The 25,845-nt window shown below is 69.2% G+C and carries 19 protein-coding genes, 3 pseudogenes and 1 riboswitch; of the genes and pseudogenes, 13 read left to right on the top strand and 9 right to left on the bottom strand.

The genetic code is table 11. The features are described 5' to 3' along the window. Window positions 1-345 precede the first annotated feature (345 nt). Window positions 346-738: a BlaI/MecI/CopY family transcriptional regulator gene (locus tag AC559T_RS27405; RefSeq protein WP_498870539.1), complete on the top strand. Its 393-nt coding sequence runs from the start codon at window positions 346-348 to the stop codon at window positions 736-738. Beyond that, window positions 735-1,664 carry a M56 family metallopeptidase gene (locus AC559T_RS27400; RefSeq protein ID WP_112107128.1) on the top strand — a complete coding sequence of 310 codons (930 nt, stop codon included), beginning with the start codon at window positions 735-737 and terminating at the stop codon, window positions 1,662-1,664. Before AC559T_RS27405 ends, AC559T_RS27400 begins: the two co-directional genes overlap by 4 nt. Window positions 1,665-1,815: 151 nt before the next feature. Here the strand turns inward: AC559T_RS27400 and AC559T_RS27395 are convergent, their stop codons facing one another. The 4 genes from AC559T_RS27395 to AC559T_RS27380 all read right to left on the bottom strand — a co-directional run bounded on the left by AC559T_RS27395 (window position 1,816) and on the right by AC559T_RS27380 (window position 8,136). Beyond that, complete coding sequence (locus tag AC559T_RS27395) at window positions 1,816-2,787, bottom strand: C40 family peptidase (protein ID WP_235014200.1); 972 nt, start codon at window positions 2,785-2,787, stop codon at window positions 1,816-1,818. A gap of 131 nt (window positions 2,788-2,918) precedes the next feature. Then, window positions 2,919-3,111: riboswitch (cyclic di-AMP (ydaO/yuaA leader) on the bottom strand. 752 nt (window positions 3,112-3,863) lie between these two features. Beyond that, on the bottom strand, window positions 3,864-4,463 hold the full coding sequence (locus AC559T_RS27390; RefSeq protein WP_112107123.1) for a DUF305 domain-containing protein: 600 nt from the start codon (window positions 4,461-4,463) through the stop codon (window positions 3,864-3,866). Between the two features lie 91 nt (window positions 4,464-4,554). Further along, window positions 4,555-4,902: a hypothetical protein gene (locus AC559T_RS27385; protein WP_498870538.1), complete on the bottom strand. Its 348-nt coding sequence runs from the start codon at window positions 4,900-4,902 to the stop codon at window positions 4,555-4,557. A gap of 693 nt (window positions 4,903-5,595) precedes the next feature. Next, window positions 5,596-8,136 carry a heavy metal translocating P-type ATPase gene (locus AC559T_RS27380; RefSeq protein WP_498870537.1) on the bottom strand — a complete coding sequence of 847 codons (2,541 nt, stop codon included), beginning with the start codon at window positions 8,134-8,136 and terminating at the stop codon, window positions 5,596-5,598. Window positions 8,137-8,758: 622 nt separating this feature from the next. On the opposite strand from AC559T_RS27380, the gene AC559T_RS27375 reads away from it, so the two are divergent. The 7 genes from AC559T_RS27375 (at window position 8,759) to AC559T_RS27345 (ending at window position 15,639) form a co-directional block, all read left to right on the top strand. Beyond that, window positions 8,759-9,985, top strand: coding sequence for an urease accessory protein UreH domain-containing protein (locus AC559T_RS27375; protein ID WP_498870536.1), 1,227 nt, complete (start codon window positions 8,759-8,761; stop codon window positions 9,983-9,985). Window positions 9,986-10,026: 41 nt separating this feature from the next. After that, window positions 10,027-10,248 (top strand): heavy-metal-associated domain-containing protein, encoded by a 222-nt coding sequence (locus AC559T_RS27370; protein WP_071059600.1) that lies wholly within the window; start codon window positions 10,027-10,029, stop codon window positions 10,246-10,248. Window positions 10,249-10,670: 422 nt separating this feature from the next. After that, a complete protein-coding gene (locus tag AC559T_RS27365; RefSeq protein WP_498870535.1) occupies window positions 10,671-11,348 on the top strand; it encodes a hypothetical protein in 678 nt (225 codons plus the stop codon). Window positions 11,349-11,593: 245 nt separating this feature from the next. Next, entirely contained in the window at window positions 11,594-11,800 is a 207-nt protein-coding gene (locus AC559T_RS27360) for a heavy-metal-associated domain-containing protein (protein WP_071059598.1), read from the top strand. Between the two features lie 55 nt (window positions 11,801-11,855). Next, window positions 11,856-12,830: a DUF8832 domain-containing protein gene (locus AC559T_RS27355; RefSeq protein ID WP_498870534.1), complete on the top strand. Its 975-nt coding sequence runs from the start codon at window positions 11,856-11,858 to the stop codon at window positions 12,828-12,830. A 24-nt stretch (window positions 12,831-12,854) separates the two neighbouring features. Further along, window positions 12,855-15,224 carry a heavy metal translocating P-type ATPase gene (locus tag AC559T_RS27350; RefSeq protein WP_498870533.1) on the top strand — a complete coding sequence of 790 codons (2,370 nt, stop codon included), beginning with the start codon at window positions 12,855-12,857 and terminating at the stop codon, window positions 15,222-15,224. A 250-nt stretch (window positions 15,225-15,474) separates the two neighbouring features. Further along, window positions 15,475-15,639 (top strand): hypothetical protein, encoded by a 165-nt coding sequence (locus AC559T_RS27345; protein ID WP_498870532.1) that lies wholly within the window; start codon window positions 15,475-15,477, stop codon window positions 15,637-15,639. 544 nt (window positions 15,640-16,183) lie between these two features. Here the strand turns inward: AC559T_RS27345 and AC559T_RS27340 are convergent. The 3 genes from AC559T_RS27340 to AC559T_RS27330 form a co-directional block, all read right to left on the bottom strand. Further along, on the bottom strand, window positions 16,184-16,879 hold the full coding sequence (locus tag AC559T_RS27340; RefSeq protein ID WP_498870531.1) for a hypothetical protein: 696 nt from the start codon (window positions 16,877-16,879) through the stop codon (window positions 16,184-16,186). Between the two features lie 786 nt (window positions 16,880-17,665). Continuing rightward, complete coding sequence (locus tag AC559T_RS27335) at window positions 17,666-18,571, bottom strand: pyridoxamine 5'-phosphate oxidase family protein (protein WP_498870530.1); 906 nt, start codon at window positions 18,569-18,571, stop codon at window positions 17,666-17,668. A gap of 161 nt (window positions 18,572-18,732) precedes the next feature. Then, a complete protein-coding gene (locus tag AC559T_RS27330; protein ID WP_498870529.1) occupies window positions 18,733-19,185 on the bottom strand; it encodes a VOC family protein in 453 nt (150 codons plus the stop codon). Window positions 19,186-19,314: 129 nt separating this feature from the next. Here AC559T_RS27330 and AC559T_RS27325 point away from each other — a divergent pair, with 129 nt between their 5' ends. The 4 genes and pseudogenes from AC559T_RS27325 to AC559T_RS27310 all read left to right on the top strand — a co-directional run. After that, on the top strand, window positions 19,315-19,932 hold the full coding sequence (locus AC559T_RS27325; protein WP_498870528.1) for a CGNR zinc finger domain-containing protein: 618 nt from the start codon (window positions 19,315-19,317) through the stop codon (window positions 19,930-19,932). 1,176 nt (window positions 19,933-21,108) lie between these two features. Continuing rightward, window positions 21,109-22,866 carry a sensor domain-containing protein gene (locus AC559T_RS27320; protein WP_498870527.1) on the top strand — a complete coding sequence of 586 codons (1,758 nt, stop codon included), beginning with the start codon at window positions 21,109-21,111 and terminating at the stop codon, window positions 22,864-22,866. A gap of 322 nt (window positions 22,867-23,188) precedes the next feature. Next, entirely contained in the window at window positions 23,189-24,046 is an 858-nt protein-coding gene (locus AC559T_RS27315; RefSeq protein WP_165938722.1) for an SAM-dependent methyltransferase, read from the top strand. Window positions 24,047-24,268: 222 nt separating this feature from the next. Further along, window positions 24,269-24,424 (top strand): annotated as a pseudogene (locus tag AC559T_RS27310) (IS3 family transposase); the annotation flags it as partial. 63 nt (window positions 24,425-24,487) lie between these two features. Here AC559T_RS27310 and AC559T_RS27305 read toward each other — a convergent pair. Together AC559T_RS27305 and AC559T_RS27300 are read right to left on the bottom strand one after the other, a co-directional pair. Further along, window positions 24,488-25,553: pseudogene (locus tag AC559T_RS27305) on the bottom strand (integrase core domain-containing protein). Window positions 25,554-25,562: 9 nt separating this feature from the next. Further along, window positions 25,563-25,845, bottom strand: a pseudogene (locus AC559T_RS27300) (hypothetical protein); the annotation flags it as partial.

Below are 25,845 nucleotides of genomic sequence, written 5' to 3'. Positions count from 1 at the left end.
GTCATGTAGCAGATCAGCACCCTCCCGGCACCTGAACCCACAGGCAGGACCACCGAGCAAGTCGGCCCACACGCGCATTCGGGACGCCCTCCACTCCAAGCTAGGGTAGATGCGCCCCATGAGACTCACCTCAGCAACTACGATCCATAGTAGGTATCGGCGACAAGGGGTCGAGCCACGCCAGTCCGTCCGGCGACGGGCAAGACTGCGGGGATGGACGTACGTCACCGGCCGCAGCGATGTCCAGATGCAGCCGAAGGCGGTGACCGGGGCAAGCAGGACCGCTCGCGTAGGCGCGGGATGAGATGGACGCGGTGCTTGTCGGGTGCCGTACGAGGGGGAGTTGTGGAACAACTCGGCGACCTGGAAGCCGAAATCATGGACCGGGTGTGGTCCGCACGCGGGCCGGTGGCTGTCCGTGATGTCCGGGCACTACTCGCGCCAACACGCCCGTTGGCCTACACGACCGTGATGACCGTCATGGACCGGCTGTTCCACAAAGGGTGGCTGACCCGGGAACGAGCCGGACGTTCCTACCGCTACCAGCCCGCATTGGGCCGCAGCGCCTACACCGCCCAGCTGATGAGATCCGTGCTTTCCGGGGCGGACGACCGAGGCCTGACGCTGCTCCACTTCGTGCACGCCATGGATGCTGCGGAGTACGAGACGTTGCGCGAAGCGGTGCAGTGGCACTCCTCCAGCCGTGGTCGCGACGATGAGGAACCCACTGCATCATGATCTTTGGTGTTCTCGCGGTGTACGCGGCCCTCGTCGCCTACGGTCTGCCCTACGCCCTCCGCGCTGCTTCCTGGACGTCCCGTGCGCCGCGGCTCGCCGTCGCCATGTGGCTGGCCGCGATGATCTCCGTGGTCTCCGTGGCGGTACTGGCCGCAACGCTCCTGTTCATACCGCTGCACGCGATCGGGGACACGCTGGTTCTGCTTGTCCAGTGGTGCGGTTGGACCAACCACAACCTGACGATCTCCATCCACTGGACGACTCCACGAGTTGCCGGCGTCGTCCTGAGCACCGCTGCGGCGCTCCGCCTCCTTCATGTCGCCGTCGCCGTCACCATCACCGGCCGTCGATCGCGCGTCCGTCATCGGCATGACGTCCGATTGCTCGGGCGCTTTCATCCCACACTTCGGATCTACATACTGGATCATGCTGATCGCAGTGCGTTCTGCCTACCGGGCCGGAGCGGGGGCGTCGTCGTCACCGAAGGCGCGCTGCAAGCGTTGCATCCCACCGAACTCGACGCCGTCATCGCGCATGAACGCGCCCATCTCGCAGGCAGACACCACCTCATCCTCACGACGGCAGCCGTGCTGGCCGGAGCCTTCCCAGCCGTGCCGCTCTTCGGGACAGGACAGGAGGAGCTACGCCGACTCGTCGAACTCACCGCTGACGACAGCGCGGCCCGGCGCAGCGCTCCCCACGTCGTCGCCGAAGCAGTGCTACGGCTCGCGGCTCCCCCAGCATCCGTGCTGGGCATGGCGAACACCGGCGTACGGCAACGGGTACTGCGTCTCTTGACCGCGGAGCCGCCCCTGTCCCGTCCCGCCGTCGTGGCTCGCAGCCTCATCGTCGCCGTGCTGCTCCTCCTGCCACTCGTTATGACCACGGTTCCCGCCCTCAATGAGCTCGGATATCACTGCGTCTGATCGTCTCGCTGCGACCGCCTGCAGCACCATGGCCTTCACAGCGGCGTGGGAGTCAGACCAGACCGGCTGGCCTACTAGGGGATCGGTTGCAACGACCACCGGCACCTCGCCGCCGAAAGCCGCCCGGGCCACGATGGCCAGTGGAACCGGCTCAGGTCACCCGACCGACCGAGTAGGAGTCCGCCCAGATGGTCTGGAGCTTCACCACGTCACCGGTCTTCGGCGCGACCCACATCTTCCCGCCACCGGCGTAGATCCCCATGTGGTAGATCGCGCCGGGCTGGCCGAAGAAGATGAGATCGCCTGGCTGTTCGGAGCCCTGAGCGATCCTGGTTGTCGCCGCGTACTGCTGGTCGGTGGTCCGGGGAAGTGTCTTGCCGAGCTGCTTGTAGATGTACTGCACCAGGCCGGAGCAGTCGAAGCTGTACGGCCCGGTCGCCCCGTAGACGTAGGGCTTACCGGCTTGCCGCGACGCCAGGTATACGGCTTTCTCCCCGAGCGTGTTGGCCGGGATGCTGACGTCGACCGCCGGAGTCTCGACGTTCACGGCATTGCTGGTGCCCTGCACAGATACCGGCGGCGGGGCCGGGCGTACGCGCAGCGTCGCCTCGTTCTCCGAGCGGGCGGACTGGAGGGCGTCCGTTCCATCGAAGATCACCGTGACGTTCGTGGTGATGAGGACGCGGGCCGTGTAGGAGGCGAAGCCACGCTCGTCGGTGGTCAGGTGCAGGAAGGTCGCCCAGCCGGTGGGTAGCTTGACCTGTACCTTGATGAGCTGGTCCGCCAGCGGGGCGTGGGTCTCCTCGTTGAACAGCGAGAAGCCGACATTGACAGGCTCGTCCGCGTTGACAGTCACGTCGGGGTTCGTCACGCGCAGACCCACGTCGATCTTGGACGACAGAGTCGGTGCAGAGATGTCCGTCGTGGCATCAAGGACGGTGCGCGACGCGCCCTCTCCCGCGGCACCCTGGACGGGGCCGTCGACTGCCACCCGGGACCCGATCTGGGTCGCGAGCGTCAGTGACGTGGTGTTCGTGCTGTCGTCCAACGCGCCGTCCGAGCTGGGCTCCGGCGCACATCCAGCGAGAGCCATACCGGAGACCACGACAGTGCCAGTGGTCACCGCTGCGACAGCGCGGGCCCGCGCTCTGGCCCGGCTCGACGCTGTGGGGACGGACGGAGCCCGGTGGCGACCGCGTCCCTCCTGTCGGCGTCTTTCTGCATCAAGCTGCGTACTCTGCGCAGACACCATGGTGATCCTTCCCCTACGCCTGCGAGATGAGCTGTCGGGTTCGGGCTGGGAGCCCGGCCGAACGCCCCGTGCGTATTCGGCTTCACCCCAAGGGCATCGAAGGAGGCGACGCCCGGAGGAACGTGGTTCCCCCGCTCCTGCCCCAGATGCAAGTCGGAGGGGTCACCGGACCAGGGGCAGGATTCGGCGTACGGTCCGATGCTGCAGCAGATGCACACACTACCAACTACAGAGCATAGTAGGTAGCAATCGGAAGATCTCAGAAGATCTTCGACGGACATCCACGCCGCTCCAGCAAGATCTAGGTTCGCCGAGCGGAGTAGACGCGCCTTTGGAGTGCCTTCGATCACCAGATCGCGGTCAGACCGCCACCCAAGCAAGCCTCCCCGGGCCCGCGCAGCGAGGATCAGGACAGCAATTCGGCGCACTGCGTCCGGACACCACCCACCCTTCGCGAGGCTCGGCACCTACTACGAGACATAGTTGCCCGGGGTGAGGGGATCTCTCGGTGCTGACCTCTCCACCACCGAAAGACATTGATCATCGAGACTGGTGGCTGTCGGAAGGATTGACGGGACGTCTGTCGGGGCCGCCAAAGCCGCTGCGGCCCGCGGTGTCCGATGAACGGTCGGGTAGTCCGGGTGGATCGTCTTGCCCCGTCGCCTTGCTCGCAGGTCCGAAACGGGCCGTTAAGGCCACCATCTCCGGCAGGACGGTCTCCGGCACCGGCCTGGTGCCATGCCACGAGGGCCGCTCGCGGCCCACACCTGGTCCATGGCCTCGACTTCGAGGTCTCCCAGCCGTTCCGCTGTTCCGGTCGTCAGCTGTCTCGTCGTCAGGTCATTCGCCGCGACCGACGTTCGCGTTCGTCGTGCCGAGTGTCGCGTCTGGGACCCGAGGTGCCCTGGGACACCGGCGCGCGGCCGGTGCCCCAGGGCCCTGCTCGGCTATCCGGTACCGAGCAGGCCCTTCATGGTCTCGACCTCTGTGGTCTGCGTGGACTCGATCGTCCTGGCCAGGGCCACGGCGTCGGGGAACTGTCCGTCCCGCTGTTCGGTGCGTGCCATCGCAATCGCACCCCCGTGGTGCCGGATCATCATCTCCAGGAACATGCGGTCGAAGTTCGGACCAGACGCCGTCTGGAGAGCGGTCAGGTCGCCCTCCGACATCATTCCCATGTCGTCGGTGCCATGACCGCCGGCGCCGGGCATGGCGGTGGGTTCGCCCCACGCCGCAAGCCAGCCGGTCATCGTCTCGATCTCCGGTGCTTGCGCGGTCCCGATCTGCTGGGCCAGCGCGAGCACCGCCGGATCGGCGGCCCGGTCGGGTGCCAGCTCCGCCATCTTCACGGCCTGCTGGTGGTGCGGGATCATCATCTGGGCGAACATCACGTCCGCGTTGTTGTGGGCGCTGTCGCTGGCCTCACTGCTGCTCCCTGCTGTGGCGGACGACGGGCCCGTCGGGGTGTCGTCGCCCCCGCACGCCGCGAGCGTGGCTGTCAGGGCCAGTGCTACGGCGGCGAGTCCAAGGTGGCGTCTTCTTCGCACGAGTCGTCCTCGGTGTCGGATTGCCAACGGATCTGAGGCCGGAGTCGTCGAGCGCGCCGACAGGCGTGCGTGACGTCCGACGCAGGTCCGCTCACAGCCGCCACACGCAGTGGACAGACAGGTCGGTCACGTACCGAGGCGGCGGCGTCTGCGGTGGGTCGCCACGCGTCCCGGTGAAGGCAGAGGCACCGAAGGGGGTGGACATGGCCGCCAGGCCGTGTTGTTCGCCGCCGTGAACCGGTTCGGGGTCGTCCCGGAACACCGCCGAACAGAGCACGCCCTGGTGGCCGTGGGGTTCGGCCCCAGGCTCGTGCGAGTGGGACCAGTGCGGGTGAACGTCACGGTCGGTTCCCTGGACACAGGGCGGCGAAACGAGCGCGTGCACCTGCGCGGCCAGGCCGGCGTGCATCGCCAGCAGCCCGAGCAGGACGGCTGACACGAGCGTGAGTCGAGCCCAGAGCGCGCCGTGTCGTGCCGGTGTCTCGCAGCGCGTCACGTCACCCTCTTCCGCGTCCGCCGCCCAGAGCCTACTACACAAGATAGTTGTTGCCGCCATGACCGTTCGCCCGCGGGGGCGCGAGGTGCCACCCAAGAAGGGGCCATCAGCCCTTTTACCTAGCCATGACTCCCCGAGGCTCGCTGGCCGAGGGCCACGACAAGGCCATGCACACGGCGGCGCTCCGAAGGAAAACTACTATGCTCCGTAGTGGTAGTTCGATTCGGGAGTTCGCCGCCAAGCTTGTAGAGGGGAGCAGAGTCCGTGCCCGCACCGACCTCCGATCGCCCGAAGCGGTTCGCGCGTCTGCAACCGTCCCGCGCCAGGTACCAGGCCGGCGGGTGCGCCGCGGCCGGACGGGCTGGTGGGTCCCCCGGTGATGTGGGTCAGCGACCCGTTCGTCGACTCCGGCAGGGGCTTCTGGGCCAAGCCGGAAGGCGCCAACCCCGGGGGCACAGAGGAACCCGGAGGGCGGCTGGACCGGGCCCGGCCCTGACGTCTTACTGCCCGGACCAGTACCGCACCCCGGACAACGTTGCCGCCTACGCCGGGCTGGGCCACGAGTTCGCCAACCGGTTCGAGCAGGTCGACATCCTGGTGTGCAGTGTCGGCACCGGCGGCCACCTCGCCGCGGTCCTAAGCCGAGGCCGGTTCTGTCAACGTTCGCGGCAGCTTCTGCCGTTTGAGCAGCAGGGCGTTCACCGCGACCAGGAAGCTGGACCCGGACATGGTCAGCGCGGCGATCTCGGGTCGTAGCGTGAGCCCGACGAGGGGTTCGAAGACGCCGGCGGCGATCGGCAGCGCGACCGCGTTGTAGCCGACGGCCCAGGCCAGGTTCTGGCGCATCTTGCGGACGGTGGCGCGGCCGATGAGCAGGGCGGCGGGCACGTCGAGCGGGTCGGAGCGCATGAGCACCACGTCCGCGGTCTCGATCGCCACATCGGTGCCGGCGCCGATCGCGATGCCGAGGTCGGCCTGTGCCAGCGCCGGAGCGTCGTTGACGCCGTCGCCGACCATCGCCACTCGTCGGCCGCCCGCCTGCAACCGGGCGACCTCGGTGGCCTTGTCGCCTGGCAGGACCTCGGCGATCACCGTGTCGATGCCGAGTTCCTTCGCGATCCGCTGCGCCGTGCCCAGGTTGTCGCCGGTGAGCATCACGACCTCGACGCCGGCGTCGTGCAGTGCGGCAACCGCCGCCGCGGCGGTCGGCCGCGGTGTGTCGGCGAACCCGACGATGCCGGCGATCCGCCCGTCGACCGCCACCAGCACGGCCGTGCGCCCGTCGGCCGCGAGGGCGTCCAGTCGGTGGGCGGCGTCGCCGAGCGCGACGCGCTCGGCCCGCATCAGCCGGCTGTTGCCGACCGCGACGCGGTGCCCGTCGACGGTGGCCACCGCGCCTTGCCCCGGGACGTTGCGGAACGCCTCGGCGTGGTGCCGGGGCATGCCGCGCGCGTCGGCACGGCGGGCGACCGCCGCCGCGAGCGGATGCTCGGATTCCCGTTCGACCGCAGCCGCCAACCGCAGCAGGTCCTCCTCGGGGAGGTCGATCGTCTCGACGTCGATGACCTCGGGCTCGCCCTTCGTCAGTGTGCCGGTCTTGTCCATGACAACCGCGGTGACGCCGGCAGCGGTCTCCAGCGCTGTCGCGTTCTTGAACAGGACGCCCCGGCCGGCACCCAGTCCGGTGCCCACCATGATCGCTGTCGGGGTGGCCAGACCGAGGGCGTCCGGGCAGGTGATGACGACGACGGTGATCGCGAACAGCACCGCCTCCTGCGTCGGTCGGTCGGTGGCGAGCAGCCACACCAGCAGGGTGGCGAGCCCGCCCATAAGGGCTGTCAGGACGAGCCAGTACGCGGCCCGGTCAGCCAGCCGCTGGCCGGGAGCCTTGCTGTTCTGCGCCTCCTGGACCAGGGAGACGATCTGCGCCAGGGCGGTGTCGACGCCGACTTTCGTCGCTCGGACCCGCAGGGTGCCGGTGGTGTTGATGGTGGCACCGATCGCCTCGGAACCCGGCGCCTTGTGGACGGGCAGGCTCTCGCCGGTGACCATCGACTCGTCAATGTCGGACTCGCCGTCAGCGACCACTCCGTCGACCGGAATCTTGCCGCCCGGCCGGACCAGCAGCAGGTCCCCGACGACCACCTGCGCGGTCGACACCTCGACAGGTTCGCCGTCCCGTAGCACCAACGCCTTCTCAGGCGCCAGCTCCAGCAACGAGCGGATCGCGTCGTTGGCGCCGCCGCGGGCACGCATCTCGAACCAGTGGCCCAGCAACACGAAGGCGGCGAGCACGGTAGCCGCCTCGTAGAAGACCTCGCCGCCGCCGGTGAGGGTGACGACCAGGGAGTACGTACAGCCGGTACCGATCGCGACGGCGACGAGGACCATCATGTCCAGGGTCCGCGCACGTAGCGCTCTGAACGCCCCGTCGAAGAAGATCCACGAAGCCCAGAAGATCACTGGCAGGCTCAGGAACAGCTGGAACACGTCGTCGCGCAGCCCAAGCGGGGCGGGAACCTCGAAGCCGAGCACGTCCCTGCCGATCGCCGACCACAGCAGGATCGGGACCGAGAAGATCACAGCCACCAGGAATCGGTGGCGCATGTCGGCGACCATCCCGGCCATCGACAGGTCGCCGTGCCCGCCGTGGCCCATTGCCTTATGCGGAGAGGCGACCGGGGTCCGGTCGTCTCCTGGTCCGTGGCCGGCGTGCCGAGCGTGTGGTTCGTGCACGGCGTGTGCCTCGTGGGCAGCAGGCGGGTGAGGGGGATGGTGCGACGGGACGTCCGGTCGGGGTCCGACCTGGCCGGACCGCGGTTCGCTCGCGGCCTCGGCATCCGAAGCCCTCGCAGGTGAGACCGGCACGGACGCTACCGGTGTGTGTGCGGGGGGCCGCCCCGGTTCGGCGAAGGGATCACAGATGTGCGCCGGAACGGACAGCCCGTCGCAGTGGTAGCCGCAGTCGCGAATCCAGCCCGCCAGCTGCGCCGTCGAGGTCTGTTCCGGGTCGAAGCGGACCAGCGCGGTCTGCGCCACCGGGTTCGCCGCCACCTCGACCACCCCTGGGCGTCGGCCCAGCACGGCCTCGACACGCGCCTTCTCCGTCGCCCACCGCAGCCCGGAGACCTCCAGAACCACGGTCGACGTCCGACCGTCGTCCACCTGTGAAGACATGACCGGCTCCTCCCCGCAAACGACCGCCGGCGGGCCGAGCCAGGCCCGCGCTCGGACCAGAGAACATACATCTATACCCCCCATGGGTATAGATGCGTTGCGTTGCCCACGGGAAGGCAGGTGGCAGGTCCGCCCGGGTCGCGCTCCCCCGCACCCGGTCGGGCCACGGGACCGGAAGTGGGCTGAGAGTGGCGGACCACCAAGCCTTCGCTATCTACTGCACCCCGTAGTAGGTCATCAAGCCGCATCATCTTCCTTGGACGGTTGGATCGCCTGCCCACCCTCCCCCCGCGACAAAGGCCTAGATGCCTGGGGCAGGAACTACCAGGATCGAGGGCGCCAGCCGCTGCCACCGTCGCTCTCTCGGCAGCTGGAAGGACCACTTCGGCCGGTCACTGTTGACCCGTTTGTCTACTACGTGCAGTAGTGGTTTAGCGTAGCCTTCGGCCACTCACGCCGGACCGCGTGCCGATCCTGCCCCGGTCTCGGCGCTCCCTTCGACATGCACGTCGGGCAGGAAAAGGGTTCCGTCCTTCCTCCGGGCGCCACGACTGGCGAGGCCCCGGAGAGGGAAGCCGGACACGGCAGCCGGTAGGCGCCGCCGTACGAGAAGGAGCCCGCGATGTCGGGCGTCGCTGCCAGCGCCTTCTCGCGAGACGCCCAGCTGGTGCTCGACCGGGAGTCCTTCGGTACCCTCGTCCGCCGTCGCGGAGGTTCGGTGAATCTCGCAACTGTTCTCGTGACCGGCTTGTTTGCGGGCGGGGTGTCCTGTGCCGCGGTACAGGGCGGACTGCTGACCGGTCTGATCATCCGGCAGCGTGCTGCGGCGGCGGGATCAGCGCGGCTGCCCGGTGGCGCACCCGTCCGAGGCCGCCACTCGGCCCGTGGCCAACGGGCGCGGTCTGGTCCAGGGAGGCGGTCGCCGCAAGCAGGGAAGGAACCGGACTGGCGCGCGCAGCTCGGCGACGACCTCGTGCCGGTCGGTGGGTTCCTGGCCGGCAAGTTGGTCTCCCACGTCCTGCTCGGGGCGCTGCTGGGAGCGGCCGGCAGCGCGGTGGAACTCTCGGTCGACGCGCGCACCTGGCTACAGACCGGCGCCGGCCTGCTGATCATGCTGTTCGGTCTCGCCCAGCTGGGCGTACCCGGATTCCGCCGCGTCGTCGTTGAACCGCCCGCGTCGTGGACGAGGATCGTCCGCAGGCGCGCCCGTTCCCAGGCCGCGTTGGCACCGGCGCTGCTCGGCCTGGCCACCGTGCTCATCCCGTGCGGCGTGACGCTGTCGGTGGAGGCGCTGGCACTCGCGTCCGGGTCTGCGCTGGCGGGCGCGGCCACGATGGGTGTGTTCGTCCTTGGCACCGGCCCGCTGTTCGCCGTCCTCGGCTACGCCGCCCGCAAGGCCGCGACCGCGTGGCGCGGCCGACTGGCCGTGGTCACTGGACTGGTCGTGCTGGCGATGGGGCTCTACACCCTCAACGGCGGCCTGCAGCTCGCCGGCTCGCCCCTGGCCGCCAACCGGCTCGCCGAGACCCTCGGTCTCTCCCAGCCGCCGACGGCCGATACGTCCGCCGCCTCGACCGCCGAGGGCCGCCAGACCGTGGAAATCACCGCTCGCGCCGATGCCTACAGCCCAGGCAACGTCCAGGTGCAGGCCGGTGTGCCCACCACGCTGGTCGTGCACTCGGACAACGTGCAGGGCTGCATCCGGTCGTTCGTCATCCCTGACCGCGACGTCGAGGAGGTCCTGCCGGTCGAGGGCGACACGACGATCGACCTGGGCGTCCTGGAGCCCGGCCAGCTGCGCTATGCGTGCGGCATGGGCATGTACACCGGCCTCATCACCGTCGTCTGACCGCGTCCGCTTCAATCGAACAAGGAGAACGGAGTACTACAGTGTCCGTCGCCACACACACGTTCCGCGTCGAAGGAATGCACTGCGGCAGCTGCTCGCTGCTCATCGACGACGCGCTGGAGGACCTGCCAGGCGTGCGCGCCACCCAGACCGCCCTCAAGCAGGCGCGCACCACGGTCGAACTCGACCTCAGCCAGAACAGCCCGCAGGACGTGGTCAAGGTGATCGAAGAACTCGGCTACCGGGCCTCGCCGCTGTTGTGACGGATCCGGGCAGCGGACACGCGAGCTGGCGGCACGCCGCGGAGGACGAAGCTCCGGGTGGACGACACCGCGGGCATTCCGCCACGGAGTGGCCCATCGACACGGCGCCTACCACTGGCCCATACGACTACCGCGCCGGCGCGCCCGACCACGTGAGGCGAACCGTGGACAGTCCACCAACCGCACCGCTCGTCATCCGCCAGACGGGACGCCACGCGGCACGCAACGCGACCCCGGCCAGGCGGTCGTCCCCGCGGCCGGGCGCGGCCTCGGAGCGGCTTCGTCCGGGCGACCGGCATGAGCACGAGCAGATCGAGGGCCCCTATCCGTCTTCGGCGTCGTACACCGACTCGTCCCCGGGCCCGGTCGATACTGCGGGCGCGTCACGCACGACAGGTCGGAGGCGAACCGAGCCTCGGATCATGACCGACATCGGGGCAGGCAGGATCATGGCGGCGTTCGCCTCGCTCGGCGCCGCCGCCACCCATCTCGCTGTCGCGCCGAGCCACTTCGGTGACTGGCAGCTGTCAGGGATGTTCTTCTTCGCGACGGCGGTCTTCCAGGCGGGCTGGGCGCTCGCTGTGATGCGGGGGGCCGGCGGGCAGACGATGGCAGCGGGCCTGCTGGTCAACGCCGGGTCGATCCTGTTGTGGGCAGTCAGCCGGACCTCCGGGCTACCTGTCGGCCCCCACTCCGGCATGCCCGAACAGATCGACAGAGTCGACCTCACCACGGTCGCGTTCGAGGCAGCGGTCTGCGTCCTCGCGCTGTGGTGCCTGTGGTCCCGGCACGCGCGCGGGTTCCGCTCCTCGCTCAGCGCGGCCGTCGTGATCGGTGCCGCTGGCGCCGGTGTTGCCGGCCTCGCGCTGCCCGCGGTAGAACTCGCCGGTTCGCACAGCCACGGCCACGAGACCACGGACGAGTCCGTCCCGCACTCCCACGGTCAGGACGGGGAGCATCCAGCGACCCCAACCCCAGGCGGCGGCGAAGGCGGGACGCCCCCCACACCACCGACGGTGGGAGAGACCGGCGAACCGGAGCGGCCTGCGCCCACGTCGAGCCACGCCCATCGCCCCGGCACCGCACCTCACGACGACTGAGTCTGGCTTCCCGCGCTTCCGCGCTGGCGGGTGACGTAGGACGGCACGCTCGGTCGACCGGGGCGGGGCGATGGACGTGGGACGGCGAGTCGACCGCGCGTTCCTTCTGCCAGTGGCAGCGAAGGGCGCACCCCTTCCCATGGATACCCCCCGGGGGTATGTTCGGTACGTCGAGTTGGCCGCCGCCAGTACGCGCGGCCCGTCGAGTACCGGCGCATTACCAGGCTCCGAGAGAGGACCTCCCGATGACCACGACCACCTACACCGTCACGGGCATGACCTGCGCCCACTGTGTCGCCTCGGTCACCGAAGAACTCGGCGAGATCGCCGGCGTCACCGACGTGGCCGTGGACCTGGGCTCCGGCGCGGTCACCGTGACCAGCGACCGGCAGCTCGATCCGACCAAGGTGCGCACCGCGGTCGAGGAGGCCGGCTACCAGCTCGTCGGCTGAGGCCGGCGCCCTGCGGGTCGCGGCCACGGCCAGGCCCCGCGAGAAGGGAGTGCGAATGAACACGATCGCGAAACTGTCCGCCTTCGGCACAGCGCTCGCCCTGGTCATCGGTGGTGCCTACGGCGTCGGCGCGGCGGTCGGTCCGCTGGACGCGGCCACCACCAGCCCGGAGCACAGCTCCGACACCGGCAGCACCGGCCACGGGGACGGCCACGGCGGCACCGCCCCCGATGACGCCTCGGACAACGCCTCGGACCTGCCGGGCGGGTTGGCGTCGAGCCTGAGCGGCTACACCTTCACACCCACCGCGTCGACCTTGACACTGGATGACACGGACGACTTCACGTTCCGGATCACCGGGCCTGACGGGGACGCCGTCACCGCCTTCGACGTCGAGCACGACAAGCGGATGCACCTGATCGTGGTGCGCCGCGACGGCAGTGCGTTCCAGCACCTCCATCCGACGATGGCACCCGACGGGACCTGGTCCGTTCCCCTACGGGTGCGCACGGCCGGTTCCTACCGGGCATTCGCGGACTTCACCCCCACCGGCGCCACGGCCACCACCCTGGGCGTCGACCTGACCGCGCCGGGCCGGTTCGAGCCGATCACCCACCCGCCGACACGCAGCGCTTCGGTGGACGGCTACGAGGTGACTCTCGCCGGCGACCTGGTCGGCGGGCAGGCGTCGCCGCTCACCCTGACGGTTCACAAGGACGGGCAGCCGGTGACGGACCTGGAGCCCTACCTCGGCGCCTACGGGCACCTGGTGGCGCTGCGTGAGGGCGATCTGGCCTACCTGCACGTACATCCCGACGGCGAGGACACGTCAGCCGGCCCGGACATCCCGTTCGTGGCCGACGTACCCACCCAAGGCAGCTACCGGCTGTTCCTCGACTTCCGACACGACGGAGTCGTCCGCACAGCGGAGTTCACGGTGCCCACCGAACCGGCCGTGCCGGACGCCGCCACGACATCGCCCACGACATCGCCCACGGCGGGGCACGCCGACGACAGCCACGGGCACTGATCGCGAGAGGAGACATCGGCCGGCATGAGCACCACAACCACGACCGCCACCACCACCACGGCGCACGCCACCGACGCCCCGGTCACCGAGATCGAGCTCGCGATCGGCGGGATGACCTGCGCGTCCTGCGCCAACCGGATCGAACGCAAGCTGAACAAGCTCGACGGCGTCACCGCCACCGTCAACTACGCCACCGAGAAAGCCCGGGTGAGCGCCCCCGAGGGCGTCGACCCGGCCGTGCTGGTCGCCCAGGTGGAGGCAGCCGGCTACACCGCCGAACTGCCCCGGCCTCCGGCCGCGGGCCTGGAACCGGCCGTGGGTGTGGCCGGCACCGAACCCGATCCGACCCGGCCGCTGCGCCACCGCCTGATCACCAGCATCGTGCTCGCGGTTCCGGTCATCGTGATGGCGATGGTCCCAGCGCTGCAGTTCACGAACTGGCAGTGGTTCTCGCTCGTCCTGGCGAGCCCCGTCGTGACCTGGGCCGCCTGGCCCTTCCACCGCGCCGCCTGGACGAACCTGCGACATGGCGCCGCGACGATGGACACGCTGATCTCGATCGGCGTCGGTGCGGCGTTCGGCTGGTCGTTGTACGCGTTGCAGTTCGGCACAGCCGGGACGCCGGGGATGACGCACCCGTTCGAGCTGACGATCGCCCGCGGCGACGGCACCGGCAACATCTACCTGGAAGTCGCGGCCGGAGTCACCACCTTCATCCTCGCCGGCCGGTACTTCGAGGTACGGGCCAAGCGGCAGGCCGGCGCTGCGCTGCGCGCGCTGCTCGAACTCGGCGCCAAGGACGTGGCGGTCCTGCGGGACGGCACGGAGGTCCGGGTCCCGATCGGGCAGCTGGCCGTCGGCGAGCGGTTCGTCGTCCGGCCCGGCGAGCGAATCGCCACCGACGGCACGGTCGAAGAAGGCTCCTCGGCCGTCGACGCCTCGATGTTGACCGGCGAGTCCGTCCCCGTGGAGGTCGCCCCGGGCGACGCGGTGACCGGCTCGACGGTGAACGCCGGCGGGCGGCTGGTCGTGCGCGCCACCCGGGTCGGCGCCGACACCCAGCTGGCCCAGATGGCGAAGCTCGTCGAGGACGCCCAGAACGGCAAGGCCGCCGCGCAGCGGCTCGCCGACCGGATCTCCGGTGTGTTCGTGCCGGTCGTCATCGCCCTGGCCGCGGCCACCCTGGCCTTCTGGCTCGGCGCGGGCGCCGGCCCGGCCGCCGCGTTCACCGCCGCGGTCGCCGTGCTGATCATCGCCTGCCCGTGTGCCCTCGGGCTGGCCACCCCGACGGCACTGCTGGTCGGAACGGGCCGGGGAGCGCAGCTCGGCATCCTCATCAAGGGCCCCGAAGTACTCGAATCCACCCGGCGCGTCGACACGATCGTGCTCGACAAGACCGGCACCGTCACCACGGGACGCATGAACCTGGTCGAGATCCACGTCGCCACCGGCGTCGACGAGACCGAGATGCTGCGGCTCGCCGGAGCGCTGGAGAACGCGTCCGAACACCCGATCGCCGCCGCGGTCGCCCGCGGCGCCCGCGAGCGGGTCGGCGGCCTGCCCGACGTCGAGCAGTTCAGCAACCTCGAAGGACTCGGCGTCCAGGGGGTCGTCGACGGGCACGCCGTCCTCATCGGGCGGGCGGCCCTCCTGGAGAAGTGGAGCCAGCCGCTGCCGCCCGACCTCGCCACGGCCAGGACCACCGCCGAGGCGGCCGGCCGCACCGCCGTCGGCGTCGCCTGGGACGGGAAGGCCCGCGCCGTCCTCGTCATCGCGGACGTCGTGAAACCCACCTCGACACAGGCCGTTGCCCAGCTCCGCCGGCTGGGGCTCACCCCCGTGCTGCTCACCGGCGACAACACGGCCGTCGCACGCACGGTCGCGACAGAAGTAGGCATCGAAACCAGCCCGGGCACCCTCATCGCGGAGGTGCTGCCAGCCGACAAGGTCGACGTGATCAGGCGCCTGCAGGCCGAGGGCAAGGTCGTCGCGATGGTCGGCGACGGCGTCAACGACGCCCCCGCCCTCGCCCAGGCCGACCTCGGCCTCGCCATGGGCACCGGCACCGACGTCGCCATCGAGGCCAGCGATCTCACCCTCGTCCGCGGCGACCTGCGGGCCGCCGTCGACGCGATCCGGCTCTCCCGCCGCACCCTGGCAACCATCAGGGGCAACCTGTTCTGGGCGTTCGCCTACAACTTCGCCGCGCTGCCCCTGGCAGCGGCAGGCCTGCTCAACCCGATGATCGCCGGCGCATCCATGGCGTTCAGCTCGGTGTTCGTCGTCGCCAACAGCCTGCGACTACGCAGGTTCACCGCACAAGTCGACATCCCACCCACCACGACAGCACCCATCCCCCGACCCCACCGAGACACCGCGAAGACATCCAGCTGAGACCGTTGGACCCGCTGGGCTACCCGGGTAGCAGCAACCTGCTCGCACCAGGGCGACGAGGATGACGCCGGACAGGAGACCAGGTTATACAGGCGGATCCGAGCACGCTGGTGGCGGTCAGGGCGGCAGGATCATCACAGCGACCAGCACGGACGCGACCGCGTTCGCGCGCTCCTCGGGCCAGCTGGTGACGGACACGGTGGACAGCAGGCCACCGCCCAGTAGTCCGTTAGCGGTGTAGGACGGGTTCGTGATCGCGGTGCTGGGCTGGTTCGACCTGGAACGTACAGTTTTCAACATCGAAGTGGTCGGCCAGGCACTTTCCAAGCCTGCCGAGGCCCTGCTCCCCGTTCACGGGGGCATCGTCGACGACCACGCCTGGCACCGCCAGGATATGCGCACTGACCGCGAGTAGCCTCCAGCAGGACGTCGACCGCCGCACGTCTCAGCCCCTAGGTCCGAACTCGTCGACCAGCCGGACCCACCATCACTACACTTCGTAGTCGAGATCCACCGGTATGTTCGAGGGGTCGAACCAAACGATCAACACCCCGACCTGGACATCTTCCATTCGATCAAGCGTCGAATCTAGTAGGTCCTACCTATTTGCCCAGGTCAGGGCATTGTTACTCATCGTGGTGGACCGACAGGGGCTCGAACCCTGACGTCGCGGCGCCTCCGGGAGCTGCCCTTCGTTGAGGCAGCTGACCATCCGGGCCGAACGGCCGCAGTCAGCCCGGCGACTGGACCGGGCTCCGAAGCAGCAGCGTCAAATCTGGGCCGGTCGCCCACAGTGCACGAACGGACGCGGCCCTCGCCCCACGGGGCGGCCCGGATTCGTTGTCAGGACGGTTCTGTCAGGCCGGGCGCTGCCTCGGCGTTTACACCAGATCCGACGGGCCACCCTCATACGGGTGCGGCGGCACCGTCAGGTGGTCGCCCGCTCGCTCGTTGGCGCCTCAGCCGGTTGGGAAGGGGCGTTCGGTCTGGCCGCTGGCGGTGGTCATGGCCCACAGCGAGGGGCATCTCCCAGCTGCTGCGCACAGATCGAGGAACAGGTCTCGGGCTGTCTGCACGGTGAGGGAGTCCAGCTCCGTCCGGCGCCGGAGGCGTAGACGGCTGCTGCCGGTGAGCCGGCCGAAGGCGTCGATGAGCCAGGCAGGGTGGATGTCGCCAGCCGCGACCTGGACGCGGAGGCCGGTGGGGTCGGGGTTGTCGACGACGACGTCGTAGCCGTGGAGCGTCGCCAGCTCATGGGCGAGTGCGGCGGCGTGCGGCTGCCAGCGCTCCATCGCCACTGCCACGTTCGGCGAGGGGACGGTCAGGCTGACCTCGAACGCGGGGTCGTAGAAGTCGAAGAACGCCAGAATCGACGGCGTCTTCGACGAGGTCCCCGGCCGCTTCGGCCAGTAGCCGGGCCAGTAGGCGACCCCGACCGCGGCCCGTGCCCATTCGGCTGGTCGACTGACCGAGGTGCTGGCCCCGGCGAACTGCATGCCCTTCCAAGCCGGGGTCGAGTAGTCGACCCTTTCCGCCTGCAACGCGGCGGTGAAGCTGTCGAAGAACAGCCGCAGCTGAGGATAGAGCTGTCCGATCGCGGTCCGCTGTGCCGCCGCCACCTGCTCAAAGGCGGCCAGATCCAGGCGGTGGAACACCTCGCGACCTCCCGACTTTCCATGAACCTCAGGGCGTCGTCGGCCAGGCACCGTTCATGGGGAGCCAGCCCGTCGGCGGTGTCGAGGCAGGTGGCGATCCGGTGCCAGGGCAGCCAGCGGAACCGCCCCGCACCGACGTCCGGTACCAGCTGACGGACGGACCGTTCGGCCAACTCCAGGTCTGCCCTGGGCCGGATCGCTCCGACGGTCACGGCCACGACCACCGGGTCCGGCCAACCGCGAGCCGCGGTGACCGTGCGCAGTGCGGCGTACTGGGCGGCGAGCTGGTGCAGCGGTTCACCGCCGGCCGGCCCGTCTGCGGGGTAGACCGAGAACGGGGAGGTGTACTTCGCCTCGAACACGACCACCGTCGTCCCGGCGGTCACCACCACGTCCGGCTCGACCCGCATCCCCGGCAGCTGGGGAACCTGGTAACTCGGCCACAACTCAACCCGCGCGCGGTCCAACGTCTCCGGATCGACCGGCACGCCGACGGCGGCGAGCACCGCCCCGAGCACCCGCCGATAGGGCAGGTGGCGAATCGCGCCGAACACCGCGTCGGTCAGCGCGTCCTCAGAGCGGTCTGACACTGTCCCGGCGACGGGATCCAGCTTGCCGGCCAGGATCGCTAGCATCGACCCAGTATGACCGCCCCGATCTTGGCCCCGCCGACAAGGACCGGTGGCCAGGGCGTCCACGCGCGTCGAGATCTCTGGCCGACTCGAGGGCACACCCAGCGCGGCGTCAACATCACCAAGGGAACTCGAACCATTACCCCAGCACCGGTCACTCTGTCCGGTGAGCTCGTGCTCGCGGGTCGCGGGGGAATCGGGCGATGAACCAGCGTTGCGGGATGGCCGCCGAGACCTGGACGACCCGCTGCACCTCGAAGTCGACGACGCGCTGCGCGCCGGGCACCGTCGCGGCCCGGTCGGGATTCCAGTCGACCCGGGCGCGACCGGTGAGCTGCAGGGTGTGGCCGTGCTCCCAGTCGAGGAAGAGCAGACCGCAGCGCGGGTCGAGCTCGATGTTGCCCAGCGTCATGTACATCGAGTTGCCGCGGTACTCAGGCCAGGTCAGCCGACCATGGCCGGTGACCGCGACAAAGCCCGGCTTCCCGCCCCGGTGCGACGTGTCCGCCCCGAGGCCGGCGGCCTGGGTCGCGACGAAGAAGGTGTCGGCTTCGGCGATCCAGCGCCGCTGGCTGGCGGTGAGCCCGGTGGTCACCACGATGGGCCCGCGCGCCGCCTCGGCGTCGTCCCGCGCGAGGTGGCGTGGCTGGATGTACTTCGGACAGTTCGAGTAGACCTGGTCGGTGTTGACCACCATCCGGCCGCCGTCACAGCGGGCCTTCCCGTTGGCCCGCATCCGTCGGCGGCTGGCTGGGTCGAGGGCGAGCAGGCCGACGTCCCGCCGCGCGGCGAAGGCGCCTTCGAGGGGATCCCCGGCACCGGGCAGGGCATCGACGACGATGGTCTCCTCGTTCGCCGCGGCGACGAAGCCGGCCGTGCCGGTCAGCAGGCTGGCCCAGACCGCGCCGGCCTCGTCGGCGGCTCCGAGCAGGAGGATCCGTTGCTGCCCGAGGAACTCCGCGGCCACTGGTGGGATGGTGGCGCCGACGACGGCCGATCCGCGCGGGCCAGGGGGCAGGCTCGCGCGCGCCTGTACCGAACGTTCGCCCGGGTGGAGCATGACTGGTTCCTTCCGTCAGGTCGGGTTGGCTCGCCACCTGGCCCGCGCAGGCGGTCCAGCTCGTGTCGGCTCCCGGCGCGTCGCGGGGGTTCGGGATGGCCGCCGTGGTGGCCCGGGCGGGACGCCCAGAGCCACCACAGGCCGCGTCGGGATCCCGGCTGCTAGAAGAAGCCGCAGGTCGGGGCGCCCTGGGTTGGCACGGGTGCGGCTTCGGCGCCGGTTGGGGCGAAGATCTCCAGCCGGATGCCGTCCGGGTCGGTGAAGAACACGCCCCCGGACGACGCGCCCTCGCCGTGCGCGACGACGCCGTCGTAGAGCGGCTCGACGCCGATCTCGCGCAGCACCACCTCCGTTTGGCGGACCGCCTCGAGGTCGGCGACCTGGAACGACAGATGGTGCAGCCCGGGCAGCCCTGCGGGGAACGCCCCCTCGCTCTGCTGCCACAGGGTGAGCAGGAGCGTGCCATCCCGGCCGAGGAACGCGAACTTCCGGTCGCCGTTGGTCTGCCCGCCCAGCTCCTCGAGGCCGAGGACCCGCTGGTAGAAGGCGGTCGAGTGGGTCAGATCGGTCACGTTCAGACCGACGTGGCCGGTCTGCGGCCCAGGATTGCCCATGTGTACCTCCGATTTGTGGATCTGGTTCCGACTCGCGGATCAGCCGTTCTAACGACCCGACTGCACCCGTCCCGTTAGAAAGATGCCCGAGCCTTCTAACGGCGTCAACCCGGAGGTAGCGTTAGATTGATGGAGCAGGCCCCTCCTGAGTACGACGGCGCCCCGATGCTCGGTGAACCGCCGGCCATCGAGCTGGGCAACACCATCTACGCCATGCGGGGCCGTCCCCGCGACGCCCTGCGGACGGTGCTGGAACTGGTCGACTGGATGCGCGCGATGCGTCCGCGGCTCACGGTCGCGCTCACCGAGGACGACCTGCGTGCTGTCGGCGAGGATGACCTGCGGATGGCACGCGAGCTACGAGACACGGTCCGAGCGCTGGCCGGTGCGGCGGCGAACGGCCGCGAGGCGGATCCCGACGCGGTTGCCGCCCTGAACAAGCTCGCCCGGCGAACACCGTGGTGGCGCGAGCTGCGCGTCGACCCCGAACCCCGGGTGGTGGTGAGCTGCGCGGACCGACCCGTCACGCTCGCGCTCACCGCGCTGGCCGACGACGCAGTGTGCCTGTTCGGCGGACCCTCCGGCGCCGAGGTGCGGGCCTGCCACGGGCCTGGCTGTGTCCTCTATTTCGTCCACGGCGCGCCGCGGCGAGAGTACTGCTCGGCTGGCTGCGGCAACCGGGCCCGAGCCGCCCGCCACTACGCCAAGATCCGCCAGGCCCCTGATGGAGCCACCGGGTCGCCGTAGCGGGCTCCAGTGTCGTGACGGTCCGGCTACGCGGACTGGTCAGCCGACCGCCAGGTATGGCTTGGGCCCGGTCACGCGCGAACGCCACCGCGATCGCCGTCCCGAGCATCAGCGTGGACGTTCCGGACCACCGTTTCAGCTCCAGCCCGCGGCCCGTACCGCCGCGGGCTGGTACTGCGCGGGTATCGATTGTTGCCCATCCGCAGGTGGCGTTTTAGGCGCGAGCGGTGGCGGCGGTACTGCCGCTGGTAGCAGCGGCGCCAGGGCTGGCCCTGATGGCGGCAGCGGTGCCGGTGTCGACGGCGCCATCTCGCCCGCTGTCCACACGGCACCGGTGACTGCGCGCCTCGCCCTCGCTGCCTCCGCGAGCCCCGGCCGCCCCGTCGGCGCCAGACGTGAGCTCAGCCAGTCCTCGACTGCGTCCATGACCACCGTCATTGCCATGAGCGCGAGAGGAAACAGCAGAACGATAAAGATCACCTTGCGGATACCTCACAGTACGGACGAAATCCTCGGATCGTGAAGGGATAGCCCAGATGTGCTAGCCCGTTCGGGTAGCCCTATTGCCGCAGCGGCAGGTTACGAGCTCTGACCGATCGATGGGACAACCTGGCATAGGCGTAGGTGGCAAGCCCGCCGGCGGCTCCAGGGGCGGTGCGCCGGCGCACCCGCGACGCGCCCGAAGGCAAGGCCTCTATCCGGCTGTGGTGGTCGAGTCGGAAGCCGTACTTAGGAACGCGTACTTCGGACCAGCGACGGCTGGGGTGACGAACATCCCACTGGCGGCCCCAGGCACGAACGATCCGGAAACCCTCGCGCTGCCCGCGTTTCCGGAACAACGGCTTCCGGTGGGTGCCCTGGAGGAAGTTTGCCATGGCAGTGTCGAAGTCACGGAGCGCCTGCTGCTGGACGATCAAACGCCGGTGCGTCCTCGGCGGTCCGCACGATGGCGGACTCCGCCGATGCAACAGCGCCGTCCTGCTTGCCGAGGCGCAGGGCGGCGTCACGCGTTACGCGCCTCGGGGGCTGCCGGATTGCGCGGCCCTCCGGCGAACGCCCGACCTATGTCCAACTACAGCAGTTGACACCAGTGCATACTGTTGGACCGCATCACATTCGGTATGCCGGGTACAGGCGGGTTCGTCCGGCCTTCGGTCAAGATAGGTGGTGGGCGCTGTGGTGCGACAGGGGGGAGAAGGTTCGGGTCTGTTCGACCTGATGGAGATCGGGCTGGGCATCATTGGGGTCGCCGATTATCGGGTGCGCAGGGTGAACCAGGCCACCTGCCGGATCCTCGGACGGAACGAGGATGAACTCGTTGGTGTCCGGTGGGAGACGCTGGTCCATCCAGATGACTGGGAGGCTCACCTGGCAGAAGCGCGACAGAACCAGACCGCTGGCCAGACCCACTGGCAGGGTGTCGTCCGCTTCGTGCAGCCGAGCGGGTCTGTCGTGCACGTTCTGGCGACGTCGATGATCCTGACCGACGACGTGGCCCCCGCGGAAGCCGAACGGCCCTATTTCCTCGTCCAGTTCCAGGATCTCAGCCAGCAGTTGGCGTCGCACCGCCACCTTCGGCTCGTCATGGAAAACACCCCAGTCACCCTGGCCCTGGTCGACAGGGACGGCTGCGTCCTGTTCAACGAGGGTGCGATAGGCGAAGACGCGGTCCGACGCCTGGAGATCGCGCGGCGGCGCAGCATCTTCGAGGTCTTCCGAGATCTACCTGATGCCCTGGATCTGACCCGCCGAGCGCTGGCAGGCCAGCGCGCCTGCGGCGTCTTCTCCGCCTACGGACACTGGTACGAATCACAAACGGTTCCGATCTGCGATGCGCAGGGTGTCGTGCAGTCGGTCGCCATCGTGTCCCACGACGTGACCGAGCGGGAGATCGCACTGGCCGAGCTGCGCGCCCGATCCGCTGAACAGGCACTGGTAGCGGAGATCGGGCGGTGCGCGCTGGGCAGCCCCGATCCGGCATCTCTCTGGCATCAGGCGACGACAGCGATCTCAGGCCACCTGTGTGCCGATCAGGTGACTATCAGGGCGGCCGATCCGCACTCCGGTCTACCACACGTCGTTGCCACGGCTGGTTCGGCGGCACCGTATTACCCGTCTCCCCCACCGTCAGCCGCGCCGGACGGGACGGCGCTCGCGGGCAGCCGTACCGACCCGCCCCGTGGGATCGCGGCGGACAGCACGTCCTCATCCCTGACCATCCCGATCGGCCAGCCCGACAACCCCGGCGCTCTGCTCACCATCGACCGCCGCAACCCCGATTCCTTCGCGCGGCATGAGGTGATGTTTCTCGAAATGGTGGCGACCGTGCTGGCAGCGGCCGACGAGCGCTTCCGCATCGAACGTGACGCCCAATATCAGGCCCGGCACGACGGGCTCACCGGGCTACCGAACCGAACCGCGTTCCTGGACCGCCTGCAGCGGACCCTGACCCGTGCCGGACACGACCGCCGTCGCACCGGGCTCCTGTTTATCGACCTCGACAACTTCAAGAGGGTCAACGATTCGTATGGTCACCAGACCGGCGACGACCTGCTCCGCGAGGTGGCCGCCCGGCTCCAGCGGGCCGTCCGTCCCGAGGACAGCGTCGCCCGCCTCTCCGGTGACGAGTTCGCCGTGCTCTGCGACCGCGACCCCGCGTTACCCGACGTCCAGGCCATCGCCCGGCGCATCGTCACCACCCTCGCCGCCCCACGGATCGTTCTCGCCGGCCAGCCGATCACGGTTGCCGCCAGCATCGGGATCGCACACTCCGACGGCCAGCCCATCGACGCCGACGAATTCCTGTGTACTGCCGACATGGCGATGTACGCAGCGAAGCGGCAGGGTCCAGGTCGCTTCCTTGTCTTTGACGAGTCGATGCGGACTCACATTCGCCGCCACTTCAACACAAGAACAACAGCCAGCGAACGCTGACCGCCGCCAGGCGGCAAATCGCAACACGCGGCAATCGAAAAGCGCAACAGGCCGTCGGCCGCGGAGCTCAAGCTGCCGCGTCGCCCGAGAACGGCTCACGGCGCGCCACAGCGTCGACCCTGCCTGCGGTTACCGACACGAGGCCGATCGTGGCACACCCACCACCACGCCACACGCCATCACCACGTCGCCCACCTACCAGTACGGTCTGCGGACGAAGCACCGTAGTCTGGGAGGCCTCGACTCTTGGTTGCCTCCCGGCGGCATCCTAGGCCACCCGGCCCACAGCGAGCGCGGAGAGATAACCTGAACATCACTGATGATGTTGGGAGGGCGGGGCGTGAGCGACACTCCGACGGGTCACCGTCGCTGGAAGACCCTGGTAGACAAGGTGGACACGGTCGAACTACGGACCGATGCCCCGCACTCTGCGCGCATGTACGACTACTATCTTGGCGGGAAGGATAATTTCCCGGCCGACAGGGAAGGCGCCGAACAAGCTATCGCCGTCTTCCCAACTTTGCGTGATGCCGCTCGAGAGAACCGGGCCTTCCTGGTCCGCGCGATCCGGTATCTGGCCGGTGAGGTGGGTATCCGGCAGTTCCTGGACATCGGGACAGGCATCCCGACCAGCCCGAACCTGCACGAGGTCGCCCAGGGCATTGCCCCGGACGCCCGAGTGGTCTACGCCGACAACGACCCGATCGTCCTTGCCCACGCCCGGGCGCTGCTGACCAGCACCCCCGAAGGTCGCACTGTCTACCTCGACGCCGATGTACGCAACGTTGATCAAATTCTGGCCGCCCCGGCGCTGCGCGACACTCTCGATTTGACCCGCCCTGTCGCGCTGTCTCTTCTCGCAGTCTTGCCCTTTGTCGAGGGCGACGCACCCTACACCATCGTCCGCAACTTCCTCGATGCTCTTCCCGCTGGCAGCTACCTCGTCCTCAGCCACGGCACCGCCGACCTCGATCCCAACGCTCAACGCATCGAGACCAGCTACCGTGAGCGGGGCCTGGAGTGCCAGTTCCGTAGCCGCGCGGAGGTGGAGCGACTGTTCGACGGACTGACGCTCGTCGATCCAGGAGTGCAGGTCATCCACCGGTGGCGCCCTGACGGCACCGCAGATCACCTCTCCGATGCCGAGATCTGCGGCTACTGCGGGGTAGGACGCAAGTAGCCCACAGGGGCTCTGTTGCTCCCGGTAGCGGGACCCCGTGGCGACGGCCGGGCAGATCAGGCGGTGAGTCGAAGTGCGCTGGCCCCTCCGTGTCAGCCTCGGGTGAGACACCCGATGGGTGCGGGTTGGCTACAGAGGGCGTGCTCGGAGATCCTCGTGTTCGTGGAGTCAGAGTCCCCGGAGCACCCTGGCGGGTCGTCGTCTCGGCGTGATCCCACTCCTCGTCCGTCGCAGCGGGTGTTCAACGCGGCGTACAAGCTGCGGATCGTCGCCGAGTACGAGAGCGCTCCACATGGAGAGAAAGGCGCGATCCTGCGGCGGGAGGGTCTGTTCTCCTCGCATCTGGTGGAGTGGACCCGGGCCCGCGACGCGGGAGCCTTGGGAGGAAGGCCCCGACCCTGTGGGGTGTCAGAACTGGGCCATCGGCGCTGACCTGGGGTTTTAGGCGGCCCGTTCGTACTCGTTGATCAAGCCGTCGAGGACGGGTCGGCGCTTGATCCGTGTCGTCGTGACGTCGGCGATGGGGTGGTCGGGCCGTGGTGGTTGAAGGCCGCGGCCGTGGTGGGGTCGTCGTCCGTTGTAGTGCCGTGCGTACTCGGCCAGGACGGTGCGCAGGTGCCGTGCACCGACGATCAGCATCCGGTCGGTGACTTCCGTTCGGACCGTGCGGACGAACCGTTCCGCGTAGGCGTTCACCCGCAGAGTCCGGGGTGGGATCTCGACCGCGTCGATACCGGCATCCGCGAGGACCGCGTCGAAGGAGGCGGTGAACTGTCCGACGCGGTCGCGGATCAGGACCTGGAAGTCGGCCGTCCGGTCGCCGAGGTCCATGAGGAGGTTGCGGATCTGCCGGGTGGTCCATCGTCCGTCGGGGTTGGCGGTGACCCCGAGGATGTGCACGGTCCGGGAGCCGACCTCCAGGACGAAGAAGCAGTACAGACGCCGCAGCGTCACGGCGCAGTCGGCGTGGAAGAAGTCCACGGCCAGCATGGTCGATGCCTGCGTACGCAGGAACTGTCGCCACATCGTGTCGGTCTGGCGTTTCGGTGCCGGGGCAGCCCGAGGGACGTCAGGACTCGGCGGATCGTGGAGGCGCTGACCCGGGGGCCGAGTGTGAGGAGCTCGCCCTGGATCCGCTGGTAGCCCCATGTCGTGTTCTCGGTCTCGAGCCGCTCGATGAGGGTCGCGATCTCCGTGCTGACCGGTGGTCGTCCCGTCCGCTGCGGATGGGTCCATTTCCGTGTGATCAGACGGCGGTGCCACCGCAGGACGGTGCCGGGGTGACCAGCCGGTGTGCTCGCAGCGTCTTTGGTAGGAGCTGGATCAGTGCGACAAGGAGCGCCCGGTCCGCCCAGTCCCACCGGGGCTTGGGCTGGGTACGGCGCAGCACCGCGACCTCGTGCCGCAGCACGAGCAGCTCGATGTTCTTGGACGCCGACGAACAGCCGAGGAGAACCAGCCACCCGCACACCCGCACGAAGATCAGATAGAGCAGCCTCACGGACATAGCCGACCATCATGCCGACAGCCGCACTGCCGCATCACCCCAGCTCACAGACCCAAGCCGACTTCTAGCACCCCACACGGCGAAGACGGCGTCGAAGGAAGCCGTGAATTTCGTGTCGCGGTCACGGATAAGGAACCGGAACCGGTGGCTGCGGTCCTCGATGTCCATCAGGAGGTTCCTGGCGCGCTGGGTGACCCACGCCACGGTCGGATGTCTCGTGACCCCGAGGACGTGAACGTGGCGGGTGGCGTGTTCGACGACGAAGAACACGTAGATCCGTTGCAGGAACACG

Source organism: Frankia sp. Hr75.2 (assembly GCF_949319125.1).
GTDB classification, from domain to species: Bacteria; Actinomycetota; Actinomycetes; order Frankiales; family Frankiaceae; genus Parafrankia; species Parafrankia soli.
Note: the sequence above shows the minus strand (reverse complement) of the source record. Positions and strands in the feature narration are given on the sequence as shown.

Excerpts from the sequence above, each read along its gene's own strand:
- AC559T_RS27375 (WP_498870536.1), top strand. The coding sequence starts at position 8,759 with ATGTCGGGCGTCGCTGCCAGCGCCTTCTCGCGAGACGCCCAGCTGGTG.
- AC559T_RS27355 (WP_498870534.1), top strand. The coding sequence starts at position 11,856 with ATGAACACGATCGCGAAACTGTCCGCCTTCGGCACAGCGCTCGCCCTG.
- AC559T_RS27315 (WP_165938722.1), top strand. The coding sequence starts at position 23,189 with ATGTTGGGAGGGCGGGGCGTGAGCGACACTCCGACGGGTCACCGTCGC.
- AC559T_RS27330 (WP_498870529.1), bottom strand. The coding sequence starts at position 19,185 with ATGGGCAATCCTGGGCCGCAGACCGGCCACGTCGGTCTGAACGTGACC.
- AC559T_RS27380 (WP_498870537.1), bottom strand. The coding sequence starts at position 8,136 with ATGTCTTCACAGGTGGACGACGGTCGGACGTCGACCGTGGTTCTGGAG.
- AC559T_RS27365 (WP_498870535.1), top strand. The coding sequence starts at position 10,671 with ATGACCGACATCGGGGCAGGCAGGATCATGGCGGCGTTCGCCTCGCTC.
- AC559T_RS27360 (WP_071059598.1), top strand. The coding sequence starts at position 11,594 with ATGACCACGACCACCTACACCGTCACGGGCATGACCTGCGCCCACTGT.
- AC559T_RS27400 (WP_112107128.1), top strand. The coding sequence starts at position 735 with ATGATCTTTGGTGTTCTCGCGGTGTACGCGGCCCTCGTCGCCTACGGT.
- AC559T_RS27335 (WP_498870530.1), bottom strand. The coding sequence starts at position 18,571 with ATGCTCCACCCGGGCGAACGTTCGGTACAGGCGCGCGCGAGCCTGCCC.
- AC559T_RS27325 (WP_498870528.1), top strand. The coding sequence starts at position 19,315 with ATGGAGCAGGCCCCTCCTGAGTACGACGGCGCCCCGATGCTCGGTGAA.
- AC559T_RS27350 (WP_498870533.1), top strand. The coding sequence starts at position 12,855 with ATGAGCACCACAACCACGACCGCCACCACCACCACGGCGCACGCCACC.